At 36.2% G+C, this 16,207-nt stretch carries 17 protein-coding genes; 6 read left to right on the forward strand and 11 right to left on the reverse strand.

From position 1 onward, the window contains the following. Window positions 1–6: 6 nt before the first annotated feature. On the reverse strand, window positions 7–1,779 hold the full coding sequence (locus ACVYAD_RS20810; protein ID WP_476427808.1) for a glycerophosphoryl diester phosphodiesterase membrane domain-containing protein: 1,773 nt from the start codon (window positions 1,777–1,779) through the stop codon (window positions 7–9). Window positions 1,780–2,026: 247 nt separating this feature from the next. On the opposite strand from ACVYAD_RS20810, the gene ACVYAD_RS20815 reads away from it, so the two are divergent. Next, window positions 2,027–2,245 carry a hypothetical protein gene (locus tag ACVYAD_RS20815; protein ID WP_386831171.1) on the forward strand — a complete coding sequence of 73 codons (219 nt, stop codon included), beginning with the start codon at window positions 2,027–2,029 and terminating at the stop codon, window positions 2,243–2,245. A 495-nt stretch (window positions 2,246–2,740) separates the two neighbouring features. Here ACVYAD_RS20815 and ACVYAD_RS20820 read toward each other — a convergent pair whose 3' ends face one another. Then, window positions 2,741–4,315, reverse strand: coding sequence for an amidohydrolase (locus ACVYAD_RS20820; protein ID WP_476427809.1), 1,575 nt, complete (start codon window positions 4,313–4,315; stop codon window positions 2,741–2,743). A gap of 11 nt (window positions 4,316–4,326) precedes the next feature. Next, window positions 4,327–4,878: a biotin transporter BioY gene (locus tag ACVYAD_RS20825; RefSeq protein WP_476427810.1), complete on the reverse strand. Its 552-nt coding sequence runs from the start codon at window positions 4,876–4,878 to the stop codon at window positions 4,327–4,329. A gap of 512 nt (window positions 4,879–5,390) precedes the next feature. On the opposite strand from ACVYAD_RS20825, the gene ACVYAD_RS20830 reads away from it, so the two are divergent. Both ACVYAD_RS20830 and ACVYAD_RS20835 read left to right on the forward strand, forming a co-directional pair. Next, window positions 5,391–5,600, forward strand: coding sequence for a hypothetical protein (locus ACVYAD_RS20830; protein ID WP_349658541.1), 210 nt, complete (start codon window positions 5,391–5,393; stop codon window positions 5,598–5,600). Between the two features lie 29 nt (window positions 5,601–5,629). Beyond that, window positions 5,630–6,598 (forward strand): DUF2167 domain-containing protein, encoded by a 969-nt coding sequence (locus tag ACVYAD_RS20835; protein ID WP_349658542.1) that lies wholly within the window; start codon window positions 5,630–5,632, stop codon window positions 6,596–6,598. 220 nt (window positions 6,599–6,818) lie between these two features. On the opposite strand, the gene ACVYAD_RS20840 is transcribed toward ACVYAD_RS20835, so the two are convergent. The 3 genes from ACVYAD_RS20840 to ACVYAD_RS20850 all read right to left on the reverse strand — a co-directional run bounded on the left by ACVYAD_RS20840 (window position 6,819) and on the right by ACVYAD_RS20850 (window position 9,618). Next, window positions 6,819–7,481 (reverse strand): TIGR04104 family putative zinc finger protein, encoded by a 663-nt coding sequence (locus ACVYAD_RS20840; RefSeq protein WP_476427811.1) that lies wholly within the window; start codon window positions 7,479–7,481, stop codon window positions 6,819–6,821. Beyond that, window positions 7,468–7,983: a sigma-70 family RNA polymerase sigma factor gene (locus tag ACVYAD_RS20845; RefSeq protein ID WP_476427812.1), complete on the reverse strand. Its 516-nt coding sequence runs from the start codon at window positions 7,981–7,983 to the stop codon at window positions 7,468–7,470. Before ACVYAD_RS20845 ends, ACVYAD_RS20840 begins: the two co-directional genes overlap by 14 nt. A 186-nt stretch (window positions 7,984–8,169) precedes the next feature. After that, on the reverse strand, window positions 8,170–9,618 hold the full coding sequence (locus ACVYAD_RS20850; protein ID WP_476427813.1) for a GGDEF domain-containing protein: 1,449 nt from the start codon (window positions 9,616–9,618) through the stop codon (window positions 8,170–8,172). Window positions 9,619–10,303: 685 nt separating this feature from the next. On the opposite strand from ACVYAD_RS20850, the gene ACVYAD_RS20855 reads away from it, so the two are divergent. The 3 genes from ACVYAD_RS20855 to ACVYAD_RS20865 all read left to right on the forward strand — a co-directional run bounded on the left by ACVYAD_RS20855 (window position 10,304) and on the right by ACVYAD_RS20865 (window position 11,540). Next, the gene (locus tag ACVYAD_RS20855) at window positions 10,304–10,744 is read left to right on the forward strand and encodes a MerR family transcriptional regulator (protein ID WP_476427814.1); all 441 of its coding nucleotides are present in this window, start codon (window positions 10,304–10,306) and stop codon (window positions 10,742–10,744) included. Beyond that, the gene (locus ACVYAD_RS20860; RefSeq protein WP_476427815.1) at window positions 10,731–11,084 is read left to right on the forward strand and encodes a DUF4260 domain-containing protein; all 354 of its coding nucleotides are present in this window, start codon (window positions 10,731–10,733) and stop codon (window positions 11,082–11,084) included. Before ACVYAD_RS20855 ends, ACVYAD_RS20860 begins: the two co-directional genes overlap by 14 nt. A 126-nt stretch (window positions 11,085–11,210) precedes the next feature. Further along, entirely contained in the window at window positions 11,211–11,540 is a 330-nt protein-coding gene (locus tag ACVYAD_RS20865) for a YrdB family protein (protein WP_476427816.1), read from the forward strand. Window positions 11,541–11,567: 27 nt separating this feature from the next. Here the strand turns inward: ACVYAD_RS20865 and ACVYAD_RS20870 are convergent, their stop codons facing one another. The 5 genes from ACVYAD_RS20870 to ACVYAD_RS20890 all read right to left on the reverse strand — a co-directional run bounded on the left by ACVYAD_RS20870 (window position 11,568) and on the right by ACVYAD_RS20890 (window position 16,058). Continuing rightward, on the reverse strand, window positions 11,568–12,515 hold the full coding sequence (locus ACVYAD_RS20870; protein ID WP_476427817.1) for an MBL fold metallo-hydrolase: 948 nt from the start codon (window positions 12,513–12,515) through the stop codon (window positions 11,568–11,570). Window positions 12,516–12,614: 99 nt separating this feature from the next. Continuing rightward, a complete protein-coding gene (locus ACVYAD_RS20875) occupies window positions 12,615–12,836 on the reverse strand; it encodes a hypothetical protein (RefSeq protein ID WP_476427818.1) in 222 nt (73 codons plus the stop codon). 11 nt (window positions 12,837–12,847) lie between these two features. Next, window positions 12,848–13,918, reverse strand: coding sequence for a LolA family protein (locus ACVYAD_RS20880; protein WP_476427819.1), 1,071 nt, complete (start codon window positions 13,916–13,918; stop codon window positions 12,848–12,850). Beyond that, entirely contained in the window at window positions 13,918–15,363 is a 1,446-nt protein-coding gene (locus ACVYAD_RS20885; protein ID WP_476427820.1) for a HAMP domain-containing sensor histidine kinase, read from the reverse strand. Before ACVYAD_RS20885 ends, ACVYAD_RS20880 begins: the two co-directional genes overlap by 1 nt. Continuing rightward, entirely contained in the window at window positions 15,360–16,058 is a 699-nt protein-coding gene (locus ACVYAD_RS20890) for a response regulator transcription factor (protein WP_476427821.1), read from the reverse strand. Before ACVYAD_RS20890 ends, ACVYAD_RS20885 begins: the two co-directional genes overlap by 4 nt. Between the last annotated feature and the right edge of the window lie 149 nt (window positions 16,059–16,207).

The raw sequence follows: 16,207 nt of genomic DNA on the forward strand, positions 1-16,207 counted from the left end.
ACAGATTTAATACATGAATTGAAGTAGGTTTAGTATACGCTGTAAAAAGTATTCACGTTCATTTTGCTTTGTTCGTATATCCAAAGCCATATCGGGGAGATCAGTTATGACTCCATTGACATTTTTCCGAATAAAATCATGTAATGACCGATTATTATTCAATGTCCATACGAACAAGTCGATTTTTTGCTGCTTCATCTCTGAGATTAGCTGGTCTGTTACCCACGCTTCCTCTAGTGAAATAAAATCAACAGTTTCATCCATAGGCCCTATATTTAATGCATAGACAATTCCAACGCGTAAGTTCGGTGCCAATTTTTTTATTTGTGACATCATTTGTGGGTCTGAAGATTGCACATAATACTTGTCAAGAACCTTGTAAGCTTTTAGTTTTTTTACTAATTTGGGCAATACGTCTTCCGTTTCTTTACCGTGTACTTTTAGTTCAATTAATAAGGAAACATTTAGGGCTTTTGCTATTTCAATAAAATCATCTAATGATGAAATTTTGTCGTTAAAGCCATTAGCATGAATTGTTAACGTCTTTAATTCACCAAGCGTCATATTGGCGATAACACCATTTTTACCTGTGAGTCTTCTTAATGTTTGATCATGAAATACTACGAATTGTCCATCAACGGTTTGTTGAATATCGATCTCGATTAAATCTGCACCAGAACTTGCTGCACTAACAAGGCCGCTAATCGTATTTTCCACATTCCCCTTCGTGTAACCACGATGTGCAATAATTTTTGTATCTGGTGCATAGACACTTTTCTCTAATGAAATACCATTCATCACACTTAATGCGATGAAAACAACCAAAATGATGAAAGTTAACGGCTTATAGTTTCTTTTTCTAAATTTCGTTGTAAATCGTGATCTGCCTAAAATAGGCGTATTATACGTAATCGCCACCATTACTTGTGAAATCATTGCTTGCAGTAAACTAAATAACACCCCAAAAACCATTTCTAAAAAAGCAAGAGTAATCGCTGCTGTGACAAGTGCTGTGCTCGGAATCAAACGCTCCAACAAATATAATGGAAAAGTACTTATTAGCGTAATGCCAAGCATCACAAGTAAATGAATTATAATAATCATGAATATTAATCCAAGTAGGCCCAACAAGCCGCGCTTTGGAAAACGCCAGCTTCGTATGAATGAACGAAGCAATGATATTTTTGGTTGGATTGTAAAAATCGGCATTGCCAAAATGCTACGTATCCCTACTATAACTAAAACTAATGTAATAGCCGCATAGAGTAAACGACCAGAACGAGTGCTCATGATTTCATCTGTCAAAAAATGCGGAAGAGAAATGGCTTGGGTAACTGTTAGTGGAAATATAATTGAAGCTAATGGTAATAAAAGTGCACTATACATTATAAAAAAAATGACTTGAATACTAAAAAAGGAAAGCGCCTTACGATGGAGTTGCTGCCATATGTGTAGAAATCGATAGCGAGTACCTTTTTGTTGATGAAATGCCATTATAAAAAGAAAGCCCATTTCATAATAAATAAATAGCAAAATGAGCATTATCAAAAGAATGATCATCAAGATGACAAAGGGATGCCCCACAAAACTTTGAATATTTTGCTCAGTTATTTGCGTGTACCCAGTAACTCGTAGCATTAGCTTAAATACGATAGCTGTTACTGGAACAATTAATAAAAACTGAAATAATTTAATCATTGCCAAACCTTGTATATAATCAAAGCGATACTTATAAATATTGTAGACGGCTTGGCGCATCAATTGTCCAGTTTTGTGCATTTACTCACCACAGTCATACCTATCGTATCCCCTATCTTAAGCATTTTTACGATTTTTAAAAGCTCTTCCTTAAAGCCATTTATGTTAAATTACTTGAGCTCTTGAAATACAATTTGTCCCATATAATATGCGAGTAAAAATGATAAGATTTCAGTATTTATAGTAGTGCCTAAAAATTTTTTTGAAACTTTTTTGTATGTTACTCAGTAAATAATAAAATCGATACAATTTAAGGGGGCTAATAATTATGATACATACGATTTTTAACTTTAGAGATCTTATTAGTACAACTGTACTTCTTGTAAGTTTCCTCGCCATATTTTTCGTGATGATTAATATGATTAAAAAAATGAAATCGACCGCTCCTCTACCTCCTGAAGAAACACTTCAACAAAAAGTAGACGATTTAACAACACGGGTGAAAGCGTTAGAGCATCGTGTGGAAAATTTATCAGAAAGACAATAACTCTTAAAAAAATATTTGTTAAATGAAAAAACGCTGTAAAGTTATTCTTTACAGCGTCTTTCACGGTGTTATAAAAATATTAATATCATGCAGCGCCGTACTTTTAGAAGTATTAATTCCGAAACCAATTATTGCTTGTGTAAATAACGATATAGTTTTCATTATGGATAGTATTTCAGATAATTTTCAATGGAACATTATCAAAAGAAAATTTTATTGAAAACAATAAAGAACTCCTAAATAGTAAAGTAGCAGAGCTGTATATTTTCAAAATTATTACCCAAGGTTATGATGGTTCCATAAATGGTACTTTAACATTAGAAAATAATATGATTTATTCCTTCTGTAATGTTTACAAATTTACTAGTTCCCGTAATAATTCAAAGATTAAGGAATGTACTTCTTAAATAATCAAATTGCCATAATCCAATTCTTTTAGAAATGAAAATGGCTTTGTACAAACTTCTTTTATCGCAAGCAAAAACGCTGTAAAGTTTATTCTTTACAGCGTTTCTCATAAACAATACGGCCATCCACAACCGTATATGCCGCTTTTACTTGTGGAATATTTTCAATATCTATCGTAAAAAGATCCTCTTCTAAAATAGTGAAGTCTGCTGTATAGCCTTTTTCAATCTTACCTCGAATATCGTCTTGGCCTATTATTTGTGCAGCTCCTACAGTATAGAGTCGTACTGCCTCAAAACGTGATATTTTCTCCTCTGGTCCGTAGCCGTTATGAGATTCTCCCAAATTCCGTCTTGTGACTGCAGCGTATATACCATATAAGGGATTTGGCACTTCAATCGGGGCATCACTACCACCTGCAACGACTAATCCGCGATCTAGTAGCGATTTAAGTGGGTGCAAGCCTTTTGCTCGTTCCTCTCCTAGCCTAGCTAGTTCTGCTGCATACTCGCCCTGCACAAATTGCGGCTGCATATCCACGGCGACTGGCAACCCCGCAAGTTTTTCTAATATCCCTTCATCCACTAAACTACAATGAATAACACGATCTAATTGACCTTTCTGGGGCGGATAGGTAGCAAATACGTTTAAAATTGTTTCAATAGCTAAATCCCCAATGGCATGCACTGCCACTGTTTGTCCATACTGTCGTGCAAGTTGAACATATTGCTCTAATTGTTCTGTTGAATGGACAAGCATACCGCAATTGCCTGGCTCATCACAGTATGGTTCTCGTAAGGCTGCAGTACGTCCTCCAAAGGCACCATCGATAAAAATCTTCATTGCACCAAACTCTAAATACGGAGAAGATGTTTCTTCCATCTTAGTTACTTCTTTAAATACTGTATGGTGTTGTAATAAATGAACTTTAAAAGATTGCTTTGCCTCGACGATTTTGCGAAAAGCATTTATTGGTTGAATCGGTGGCCCGTAATAGCTTAAATCTTCAGAATGACCGCCCACTAAGCCATATGATTGCAAGGATATTACCGCCTTCTCAAGCGCGTCCTCTATATATTCGAGCGTAATATGGGGCATATGGTTAACAATCATATACAAAGCTGCATCCTTTAAGACGCCTGTTAGCTGATCATCTATTTTTTCAATGACACCACCTTCTGGTGATGGTGTGTTGTTTGTTATTCCTGCAAATGCCATTGCCTTGGAATTAGCCAAAATTAAATGATGGCAACTACGCTTAATTATTAAATGTGCTTCCCCTAGAGCATCGAGTTCCGCTAATGTTGGGAAAAGAGGAACTTCAAACTGTGTCTCATTAAGCCCTATTACAATCACCCATTGATCTGCAGGAACTTCCAGCATCCTTTCACGAATAATGGCCAGTAGCTCATCCTTACTTCTGACATTCGATACATCAATATGCTTTAATTTCTCCCCGTAGCCAATAATATGTAAATGACTATCGACAAAGCCTGGATACATCACATTTCCTTGTAAATATTGAATAGAAGTAGCTTGTGGCGACAAGCTATCTACTGAGCCTGTCGCCACAATTTTTCCATCTTCTACAAGGACTGCTTCAACTGTTTCGCCAACTTTTTCCATCGTGTAAATTTTTCCACCTGTCCATAACGTTGCCAAAACATTTCCTCCTATGCAATCGCTTCAATTAAATGTGCTCGCTCTAGGCGACGACGAACAATTACGCCAAACCACCCTGCCATAACGGCTTTCACAATACCTACTATAATAAACGGTGCCGCACCACCCATAAATGCAGCTGTCCAAGTTAAATCTCCAACAATTTTTAACCAAGTCGTTCCAAATGCCAATGTCACAACCATCCCAATGATGTTCGAAGTAATAGCTTGGAAAATTGTAATACCAAATTTATCTAAATATAAGCCCATAATGATTGCTGAGACAAGGAATCCGACAATATAGCCACCTGTAGGCCCAACTAAAATCCCAAATCCTCCAGACATACCACTAAATACTGGAAGACCTGCCGCTCCAAGCAAAATATAAATCAATACTGACAACGTTCCAAGTTTTGTTCCTAAAATCGTTACGACTAAGCCTACTGCTAATGTTTGCCCTGTTATCGGAATAAGTGGTAACGGTATCGTTACTTGCGCAAGAACAGCAATAATCGCTGTACCAAATGCCGCTAACACATAATTATATGTACTACTCTTTTTCAAACTAAATTTCCTCCCCTTGTGCGTTAACTATAGATGAAAATAAGTTAACACAAACATAAAGCAAATGAAAACTGTTGTCAATCTATTTCGAAAAATTGCTATAAAAAAAGAAATTACTATAGTAAACTAGCAATTTTTAATCATACGTAAGCTTGTAATTTAAATAAATCTGCAACTATTTGATAAGAAAATCTCACCAAATATAATTTAATTCCAAAATGGGTATTAAAAAATGTGTAAATTTAATTAGTCACATATTTATATTGAATGTACGATTCGTTAACATTCTACAATTAATGTTGATTTTTTGACTATAATTAGTTCATTTGGATAAATAGTTCTAAAAAAGACCCGTATTTTGAAAATGAAGAATAGGTATCTCAGTCTCCAAACGTGAGCGAGTAAATGGTAGAAATTGTGCCAGCATATATAGTTGGAAGAATGCACATTGTAACATTTTGGTTTATATGGTAACATACTTAAGTATTTTTCCATTATTAAGGAGGTAAGTTATGTTACGCACTGGAATCATTTTTTTAATTTTAGGTTTAGGGGCATTTATACTGCCGCAATTCGGTCTACAATTCAAACTATTTACCGTTTTTAACGACATTTTTGGCGGAGGCGAAACCTATGTCGAAATTGCTCTTGCAGGTATAGGCGCCGTCCTAGTATGCATCCATTTATTTAAAGGAAAGAAGGACAAGTCGTCCGCAGCATAAGAACATGTGATTTTTGGGAGGAAAGTATTTTGAAATCGTTAATTGCAAGACTATTTAAATCAGTAACTGTTATGACTTTAATTATGATGGTGTGTGCGGTTCCCGCATTCGCTGAAGAAGAGTTAAATTGGGTCGAAGGTGGACAGAAAGTTGACGTGGGGACCAATTTAGCGGAACTGGAGTTAGACAGTGATTTTATTTTTCTTAATGCCGAAGATACGAAAAAGTACCTAACGCAGAGCGGAATGGAACCGAGCGGGTCAGAAATCGGCGTGGTTTTTCCAAAGGATGAAAATCAGACTTGGGCCGTTTATTTCGAATATGACGAATCTGGATATATAGAAGACGACGAAAAAGCGGAAATCGATGCTGATGCCTTGTTGGAAAGCTACAAAGAAGGTACGGAAGAAATGAATAAGGAGTTAAGCCCTGAAAATCAATTATTCGTTGACAAATGGGATGTTGCTCCATTCTACGACAACCAATTACATAGTTTGTCCTGGTCTTTATTAGCGCATGATAATCAGAACAACGGTGTTATTAACTACAATGTGCGAATTCTATCTCGCGAAGGCTATATCTCGGCGATACTAGTCTCAGATCCGGCAAAATTGCAGGCCGATCGTATTGTATTTAACAACAAGATCCTGTCCAAGTTTAACTTAAAGCAGGGTCAGCGCTATGAGGATTTTGACAAAAAAACTGATAAGGTAGCTGAATTCGGCTTGACAGGATTAATTCTTGGAGGTGCGGGTCTAGCAGTTGCCAAAAAAGCGGGCTTTTTTGCTATACTCCTCCCTCTATTGAAGAAGTTCGGGATCATAATTGTGCTGGCTGTCGGTGCGATTTGGGGCTTTATTCGTAAAAGAATGGGCTTGAAGAAAGAGCAATCGGAGCAACCTGAACATTCGGAGGAACTACCGACACAAGCGGAGCAATCGGAGCAACCTGCACAAGACCAGGACAAGGACCAAGAGATTGACAAGCAGAAAGTTTAATTTGCATAAGAAATAACCGCTAAATGTATCACGAATGTGGTTAAAAAAATAGGAATAATCAAAGCCCCTCCATATCCTCGTTAGCCGAGTGATTAGGAGGGGCTTTTCATAGAAGTGCCTTATGGCCGAAACCGTAGCGAATATTGCATCCTCTCAACTGTTGGCAATCTAATCTTAAAAAAGAAATTGCTATAGTGAACTAGCAATTTCTCTATACAAATTACCAAAGCGGATCGTTGATAGGATCATCTTCTTGTAAATCAAAGACATATGGTGCTAGTAGTCGATAATAAATAAGAACACCAGCCATAAAGAAAATAGTCCCGATAGCAATATTATAAAAAGTCAAATGCATAAATACCATAAGTGGAATCGGGAACGTTAAAATACCACCCATTTTCATTGATTTTTTTGAGCGATATTGTTTTTTTCCACAATAAGGACATTCAAGTTGTCCATTTTTTCGGTACATTTTTCGAGCATGCTTCTCTGACCAAGTTTCCCCACACTCAATGCACACCGGTAGGCCATAGCCTTTCTTGATTAGCACACGTTTAATAATAAAGGCAATACCTACCAAAAAACTAAAAAGCAATATACCTTTTACGAAATCGTTTTGTAAAATTGTCCATAGGCTCCATGTATCCGCTTCTTGCTCTACACTGGCTGCCTGATGACTACCTGAATGTTTATTCTGTGATAATAAATAACTAAAACCAATGGCCAACATCGTAAACGTCGCAAGCACCACACGATATTGCCACGGACTACTTCTTCTTAGTTTCGTTTTACTACGTGCTTTATGAGCAATTGCCTGTTTTTTCTCATCTGAAAGCTTTATATCTCGAAGTTCTTGTAACACATCTTCTTTAAATTGATTCATGGCGTAACACCTCCCAATCATAATCACCGATTGCTGTTGCAAGTTGCTTTCTAGCACGCTGTAATCTTGTACGTATTGTTGCTTCTGGACAACATACGAGCTGTGCAATTTCAACTGTCGTCATATCCTCAAAATAATAGAGAATCAGTACTTCCCTATAGGCAACTGATAATGTAAACAAAGCCTCTACTAGCTCTCGTTTTGTGGACTTAGCAAGATATTCTTTTTCAGGCGTGACTGCTGTCGTACGTCCTGTTATTTTTTCAAAGAGTGTCAGTCGTTTACTTTTCCAGCTGCGCAAATAATCATGGCTTCGATTGACCGTCATTTTCACTAAATATGTACGTAATGATGCTTCTTGACGAAATTGCTCCTGCTTTTGATAAAAGGCGATATACACATCCTGCACAATGTCCTCAGCTGTTGCTTCATTTTTCACATATAAATAAGCAACCTTTAATAAATAATCACCGTGCTCTGCAATAATATTTTCAATATCCATCGCTGTCCTCACCTTCTTTCTAAACTACTGACGGACGCCACTTCATTTCCGATTCATTTTTTTAAAATTTTTTCAAAAGAAAAGAATCTGCGAAACTCCAACGACTAGACGTTGAAATGAAGCAGATCCTTTTTGATCGATATTAAATATTTGCACTTACACGCCAGTACCAGTCATCTGACTTATTTAATTACGATTCCCAGCACCACTATATTGATTAAAAACAGTGATTTGGTTACGACCATTGCGCTTTGACGTATATAGTGCTGTGTCCGCATTATGGATCAGCGCCTCAACAGTGGCAATCTGACCTTGTTTATTCGTACTTACGCCAATACTAAATTCCAAATGAACGGTCTCATCATTAATTGTTAAGGACAGAGAGTTTAATGTTTGATAGAGATTTTCAGTTATCGTTTGAATAGATTCACCATCCGGTAATTGACTAAGAACAATAAACTCATCTCCGCCAAAACGAGCAACGATCGACTCAAATGATTGAAAATAATCCTTTAATGTAGTTGCTGTAATCGTTAAAGCATCATCACCAAATAAATGACCATTAGCATCATTAATTTCTTTAAAATGGTCTAAATCAATCATCATTAATGCTAATTGCTGATTTTCTATCGAAGCTTTCTTCAGCATTTTTTCTGCATTCTCATCAAAATAACGTCGATTATAAATATTCGTTAATGGATCAATGTAAGAAGTTTTTTCAAAATGTTTTTTCTGGTCATTATACTCCATCTCAAATAATAAATGAGTATAATTTTCCCTTTGTATTTCCAATAGAATGTTAATATATTCCTTTTGTATCGAGCACAATACAAGCTTATTCCCTTGTTCTTCTATTAACTTCACTAAAGAATTATATATAGTTTGAAGCATAGACAAATCATTATTTTGTAAGGCATAGTGTTTCGACTTTTGATACAAATCAATGGCCTCGCCAATGCGCCCCTGTTTTTCACAAAGCAATGCATAGGCATTTATTACCTCCAATTGTAACTTGGAGTAAGGTGGTTTCTTAATCGTCACTAGCAATTCTTGCAATAATTCTTCTGCTTCATCAAATTCCTCCAAGCAAATTTGTGCAACAGCTAAGTTTATTTTTGAATAAATAATCCCTGAATAAGGATTTTCATGCTTTGTCTCAAAATAATTGGCATAGTATAAGCTCTTTAATGCAAAATCCTTCGCTTTTTGATAGTTCCCTAAAGAGTTTTCTAAGTCGCTTAAATTATTATAAATTTTCCCTATGCTATCTGTATGTTGAATACGCTCAGCAATCTCTAGCCCCTTGATCATAAACTCTTTTGATTTCTTTATATGGCCGAATGTCCCCCAATAAATGGATGCTAAAATATAATGATGGATCAAATCGATATCATCGCCATATTGGAAGGTTAATTCTCGATATTGCTCTAGCACACTAATGGATACTTGCAAATCACCTGTTTGAAAATAGCTTGCACAGCTATAACGTAATAACAGAATTGCTTTTTTATACATACCAAGCTCAATAGCGCTTTCAATTGCGACACTACTTAATTCTATATATTCTATAAAGCGATTCGCTTCATACAATTCATTGAGCGTAATCCATAATTCTTCAAACTCCTGTGTGTTCATACCGCCCCTCCTTAAAGTAACCCCTACTTCTTTAATACTATCTTTACGAGCCTAATATTACAATTCCTCAGACTCATTTATTTTCAAATTTATGAGTAAAATTAACCTCAAAATTCCATTCAGTGATTCGTTTATCCTAAAAAGTTGTGATTACACCTGTAAAATGACTCTTTTTAGGGGGAATATTTAAGATACCATAAAAACCATAATTTTCCGATAAATTAAAAAACGGCCTCTTCTCGAAAGAGACTTGAAGAAGGTGGGGATCATCATCATAATGTGAGATTGATTTCCGTTCCGGCTAGCTACTCTTCTAGAAGCTTCGGGGCAACAGATTTTTGTGCGAATGTGTAGCGCCAAGGTAGCGGGAGCAACAACAACAGGACGTGATGGTTTTGCTAAAATCAACTATTCTTAATCACTAAATGAATTTATTTAAAGAAATCAAACCTCGTCATAAAGAAAGCGTTCCCACAAAAGATCAAATGCTTAGATTCGCCGATTATATTATCATAACGCTTATTGTAAAGATTCTCCAATACCTAAAAGCTTTTTTGACTAAGACATACCATAGCGAAACCTACTTTACACAAAATGACTGTTTCACTTAATTTTTAAAAATTTCAATTATCGTATTGACCTTGGAGCATACTCCAATGTTAGGATAAATTTAGGAGGTGCTCACATGCATATAAAACAGTTTGCAGCAAAGTATAATTTATCTACTGATACCGTACGTTACTATGAAAAAGAAGGATTACTACATCCGAATAAACAGGACAATGGTTATCGCGTGTATGACGTCACGTGTGAACATACAATCAAATTTATTTTAGTATTAAGGCAGCTTGGCTTCACATTACAAGAAATCAATCAGCTCCTTACACTAGAGCAAAAGCCCACTTCAGATTCCTGCAATCAAGAGACTGTACAGCTTTTCTCTGCAAAGATCACTCATATTGAGCAGCAGTTATATTTTTATGAGCAGGCACTACAATCCTTACAGCTCACTCAAACATTAATGGCTGAAGGAAAATACGCTGAAAATAAGTTAATCATCGGTTCACTTATTGAGGATATGTATAATAAATTACAAGAAGGAAGTGTTCATCATGAAACTACGTAAAATTATCTCATCGGAATATTTAATAGCACTTTTAGTAACTGTATTTTTCTACTGGCATTTTGAATTTTCGTTCCTATATTTTGTACTACTTTTATTACTACCTGATATAACGATGTTAGGCTATATAGTAAACACTAAAGTTGGCGCGTTATTTTACAATATTGGCCACAGTTTAGTCCTGCCAGGGATTCTCTTGATCATAGGCTTTGTCATTGCATCATCACCGCTACTAATGGCTTCTATAATTTGGTTAGCTCATATATTTTTAGATCGTGCACTAGGCTATGGTTTAAAATATGATGAAGCCTTTACAAAAACTCATTTACAACAAATAGCATAAGTGAGAAGTTGAGACTCTAACAGTTAACGATATTTTATCAGCGATGAGCGTTCTCTTACGTAGTTCTGTTCACTTTATTAGCATTTAAGTTTACCCTTTTAAAAAACAATTTTTCGGAGCGATTAAATGGTGTTGAACTTAGTTCTTCGCTTTCTATTAGAAATTTGCGTGTTAATGGCTTATGGATATTGGGGTATACAAACTGGGAAAGGTATGTTCTTCAAGCTCCTACTAGGGGTTGGAGCACCCGCTTTGTTTGTAGTTCTTTGGAGTATGTTTGGTTCACCCAAAGCAACATGTCCATTGAGTGGGATTTCGCATTTTATGTTTGAATTTGTGATATTTTCGCTAGCTGTCATAGCACTATATGCTATTGGTCAATCAAAATTAGCTAATGTATTTGCTATACTAATCATCATTAATCAGATTTTATTGTCCGTATTTAATCAACGCTAAAAAATCCACTGTTTTAAAAGTGGATTTTCAGCTTTTTTGAAGGTATGTGTATACCGTTGTAAGATTAGCTTTAATACCGTTTACTCCCTTCCACTCCCTATACATTTTAGGTACATCAAATTCAGAAATGAAATCTTCCAGTGACAACTTATGTTGAAGGGCCTCTTCTGCTCGTTGAGTCATATAAGATAAATAATCAATTAACGTATCGCATGCAGTCAAATCTGCAACATTACCATGACCAGGAACAATTATATTTATATCGATTTGTTTAACTCGCTTTAATATGTTCAAAAATTCTTCAGGGTCATAAATCGGGACATGTAAATCTTCTGTCACTATATCCCCCATAAAAGCTATTTTTTCTTTAGGTAAGTACATAAATGTATCACTCGGTGAATGTCCCCCACCTAAACAGTATAATTCCACAGTTTTATCGGAACCTGTGATAGTCAATTTTTCTTCAAACAACATGGATGGCAACACAATTTGTAATTGAGATAAATCATCCAACACCTTCGACATTTCTTGATATTGGTTGATTAAACTCGTTTTTATAATGATGTCCTCTGTTGAATCAATTTTACTTTTTAGCTGAAGCAGGTATTGATTCATATCCTGCTTTTCCTTCTCGTAGTCTTCCATCTTATTCTTTTCTTTGCACAATTTCTTTGTTGCATATGTAGAAATAATTGTTGTATCCGAAAATACTTGATTCCCAAAAACGTGATCCCCGTGATAGTGACTGTTAATCAAATACTTTACTTTCTTACCGGTTAAACTTTCAGCTTGGCGTCTCAACTCTTCTCCCGCTGAAGGAGTACTTAGCGAATCAAAAACTAAAAGTTCTTCACCTAAATCAATGATTCCCGCATTACTCCAAGCACCTTGACCTGGTTTAGCAACCGCAGCATATACACCGTCACATAAATTATGCAAAGTAAAATAGTTTGTTTCTATAATCTCCCGTCCCATTCATAGTTCCCCCTAAAGTTTTTACATATTATAGCATTTATACCTATAGATTAATCCAGAAAAAAATCCGCTCTTTTTCTAGAGTGGATTTTCCTCATATTAGATGAGTCGCTTAATCTTCGTTTCATATAGTGCAACTATTAGTATGCCGCCAAGTATAGGCGTTAAAGAGCTAAAACTGAAATAATAACCTTCATCACTGTATTGTCCTAAGAAATGAAATTGCAGCCATGGAACACCGTATGTTTCACCTACACCGTATAAAAAAACTGTGCTAAATAAAAACAATGCAAGACATTTGATAAATTCATTTTTTTTCATTTCAATTCACCTCATTTAACGATGATCATTTGTTCTGCATAGGCTTTAAGGTCTTCAATTGCTCGCTCAGGGTTTTCATTCATAATGCCATATTGATAGCCATTTTCCTGCCAGCCAATATAACGGAATTTTTTCTCGTCCATGGCAGACCCTTTTTGACCTCGGATGTCTATTTCTTTCTCACCTAAAGTGGGATCAACCTCAGGTGCACTACCACTTGCTTTAAAAACTGTTACTGAAATTTCTTTCTGACTGTTCTTTGTATAATTAAAGGTATACTCTGAACGACCTTCTATCCCTTTATCTAATGAAATATCCTCCAAAATCAATCCATTTTCTTCTGGCACCATTAAAAATTCACCAAGCTCTCCCTTCACTGTATCAAGTGTTACTGACTCAGATTCTTGCGTGCTAATTTCCTCCACTTTTGCATCCTTTGGAATATCAATTGTAAATTGTGCATCATCAATTTTTGCACTGTCATCTAGTTTCGTATATTCTGATGTCATTTTATTTCCAGCACTATTCGTTATTGTTTTTAACGTCACCCAAGTTTTTTTATCAATCCATACTTCAATATCACCTACTAAAGTATCGTCTTTTTTAGCTTTCGCTACAATTTTATACGTATCTCTTCCAGCAATCTTCTCTTCCCCTGCAATTTTCACATCATGTGTATCCTTTACAATATTGAAAAGTGATTCTGCCTGATCTCTTGGTGATTGAAATAAATCCGGACTACTTTCATCCATATCCATTTTATGAACAGTGTTTTTTACAACATCATATAAAGTGACTTGTGAGCCATTGTTGACTGTGATAATATGCTCACCGTTTTCAGCTGTTATCTCAACACGTCGTTTACCATCTTTAGTCCACTCCTTAACTTGAGCTTTTCCACCAATTTCCCCCATATCCATTTTGTATTCAGCATAATAAGTAAGTGGCTCTTTCGTTTCCTGTAACGCTTGGTCAATAATTTCCTGAGGTGAAAATGATCCCTCCGTATTACAACCAACTAAGCTAAATGTTAAGGCAGCAACTAAACCTGCTGCACGTAATGATTTTTTCCAATTCATCATCAATTCTCTCCTTTTAATGGTGGCAACCAGCAAAGTACAGCTGTTCCATAGCCTTCTTTTGATACAAGTTCTACTGTCCCACCATGCTTTTCTATTATTTGTTTTGCTATATTTAATCCTAGTCCAGTTCCGCGTTCCCCAGCCTTTGTTCTTGCTGAATCTGCTTGGTACATGGGCTCAAATAATTTCTCAATATCCTCTTTTTTTACACCTTGCCCGCTATTTTGCAAGATGATATACATACCATCTTGTTTTTTTAGAGATGGCCGTACAAAATCAAAGCTCCAAACCGGACATTCTCCAGCATTCATGGCAGCTAAGCCTATCGTTGTACCTAGTGCTCCATAGCGCCAAGCATTACTCATTAAATTGTCAATCACCCGTTGAAGCTGCTTTGGATGCACTGCATACATACCTACTATGTCACAAGTGACTTCAAGCATAAATCCTCGATCCTTACATAGTTGCTCATAATCAGATAGTGCCATTTCAAAAAACTCGGCCCCATCTACTACAACAAGGTCTAAATGATAGCTTGTGGATCGCAGTAAAGTGAACATTAGTAAATCCTCTAGCATCTGCTTCATCGTTTCAGACTTTGTTAAAATAATTTGTCGGTATTCGTCTTGCTGTTCTTCTGTTAACGCCTTGCTTTGTAAAGACTCGGCATACGCTTGAATAGCTGTAAGAGGGGTTTTTAAATCATGGGAAATACTTGCAATCATTAGCTCTTTTTGCTGTTGTTCAACTTTTAAATGAGCTCGTGCAGTTTCAATTTCGTCCTGCATGGCAAGGAAGGTTTGAGCAAGGTCTCCAATTTCATCTTTTCTTGCTACTAAATTCGATTCCACATGTTCCCCCTTTGCAAAAGCACGCATTTGCCACATCAGTTCATGTAACGGCCGATTTAATTTACGGTTAAGCAGCATCATAACTGCGAAATAAATAAGGAGGAATAATAGTATAGAGCTAGCTATTACAAGCCACGAACGGCTTTCTACACCTTTTACCCAATCCGTCCGAACTAATTGAATTTCATATACCCCAAGTAATTCCGCTTCTTGATAAACAGGTTCTTTATACGTAAAGGCATTGTAATTTTGCTTTAGTTCATATAAACCTTTTAAAATAGTATTCATAGATTCATAATCTGATTTCAATGGATTTGAGGAATACAAAAGAATGCCTGATTTCGAGTAAAGTGTAATGGCGAGTTGATCATTCGATAGTGCTTTAATATCTTGTATATCCGCGTTTTTTTTATAATGCTCAGGATTTTCAAGAACAGATTTCACCTGATTAAGCTCGGTCATTTTTTCGAAATATTCAACAACGCTTTTATCTTGATAATAGGCATTAATCCACACATAAAGGCTATAAGCACCTGTTATCGGTAACACCATCACGATGAAAAAAGTGATGAGTAACCAAGTTTTTATTTTCATAGCGGTTCACCTATAAAACGGTAGCCCTTGCCCCAAACTGTTTGTATATAATACGGTGTTTTAACTGGGTCCTTTATCTTTTCTCGTAGCGCCTTTATATGTACTGTGACAGTATGTGTTTCATCTACGCTCACCTGTTGCCAAATATGCTGATATAACTCTTCTTTTGAAAAAGTTTGGTTTGGATTTTTCGCAAGTAGTTTTAACAGCGCAAATTCCTTCTGTGTTAAAGTAAGCTCTTCATCATGAAGGCGCGCTGTTTCCTTTTGCCAATCAATTTTTAAGCCTTGTGTAAAGGATGTAACATCTTCTGTTATTTCTTTTTTCGTATAACGTTTCCAACGACGTAAGTGTGAGGCAACACGTGCCTTTAACTCCTCTAAGCTAAACGGTTTCGCAATATAATCATCAGCGCCCTGCAAGCCCTCAACCTTATCAGCCTCTTCCTTACGTGCACTCATCATTAAAATAGGTACATCACTTTCCCAACGAATATTTTGACAAACCGTCAGACCGTCCATCTCCGGTAACATCCAATCGACTAACACTAAATCGAAAGTATCCGCTTGAAAATCAGCTAACCCTTCAAGTCCTGTTGTTGCCCAAGTAATTTGGTAACCTTCTTGCTCAAGCGTTTCCTTCACAATACGTCCAATCGCCGTATCATCCTCAATCACTAATAGCTTTTCTTTCATCTGATTTCCTCCTGCACTAACCTTACTATGTAAAAAGACATTTTTTTTGAACTTTATACTTTCTTTATAATTACCATAGATCTGCCTTTCCGTCACTTCTCGTTTTTTATCCGTCGCTTCAGGCGGGACTTCCGTCACTTCGCCCGTTC

Source organism: Lysinibacillus sp. G1-3 (assembly GCF_056322905.1).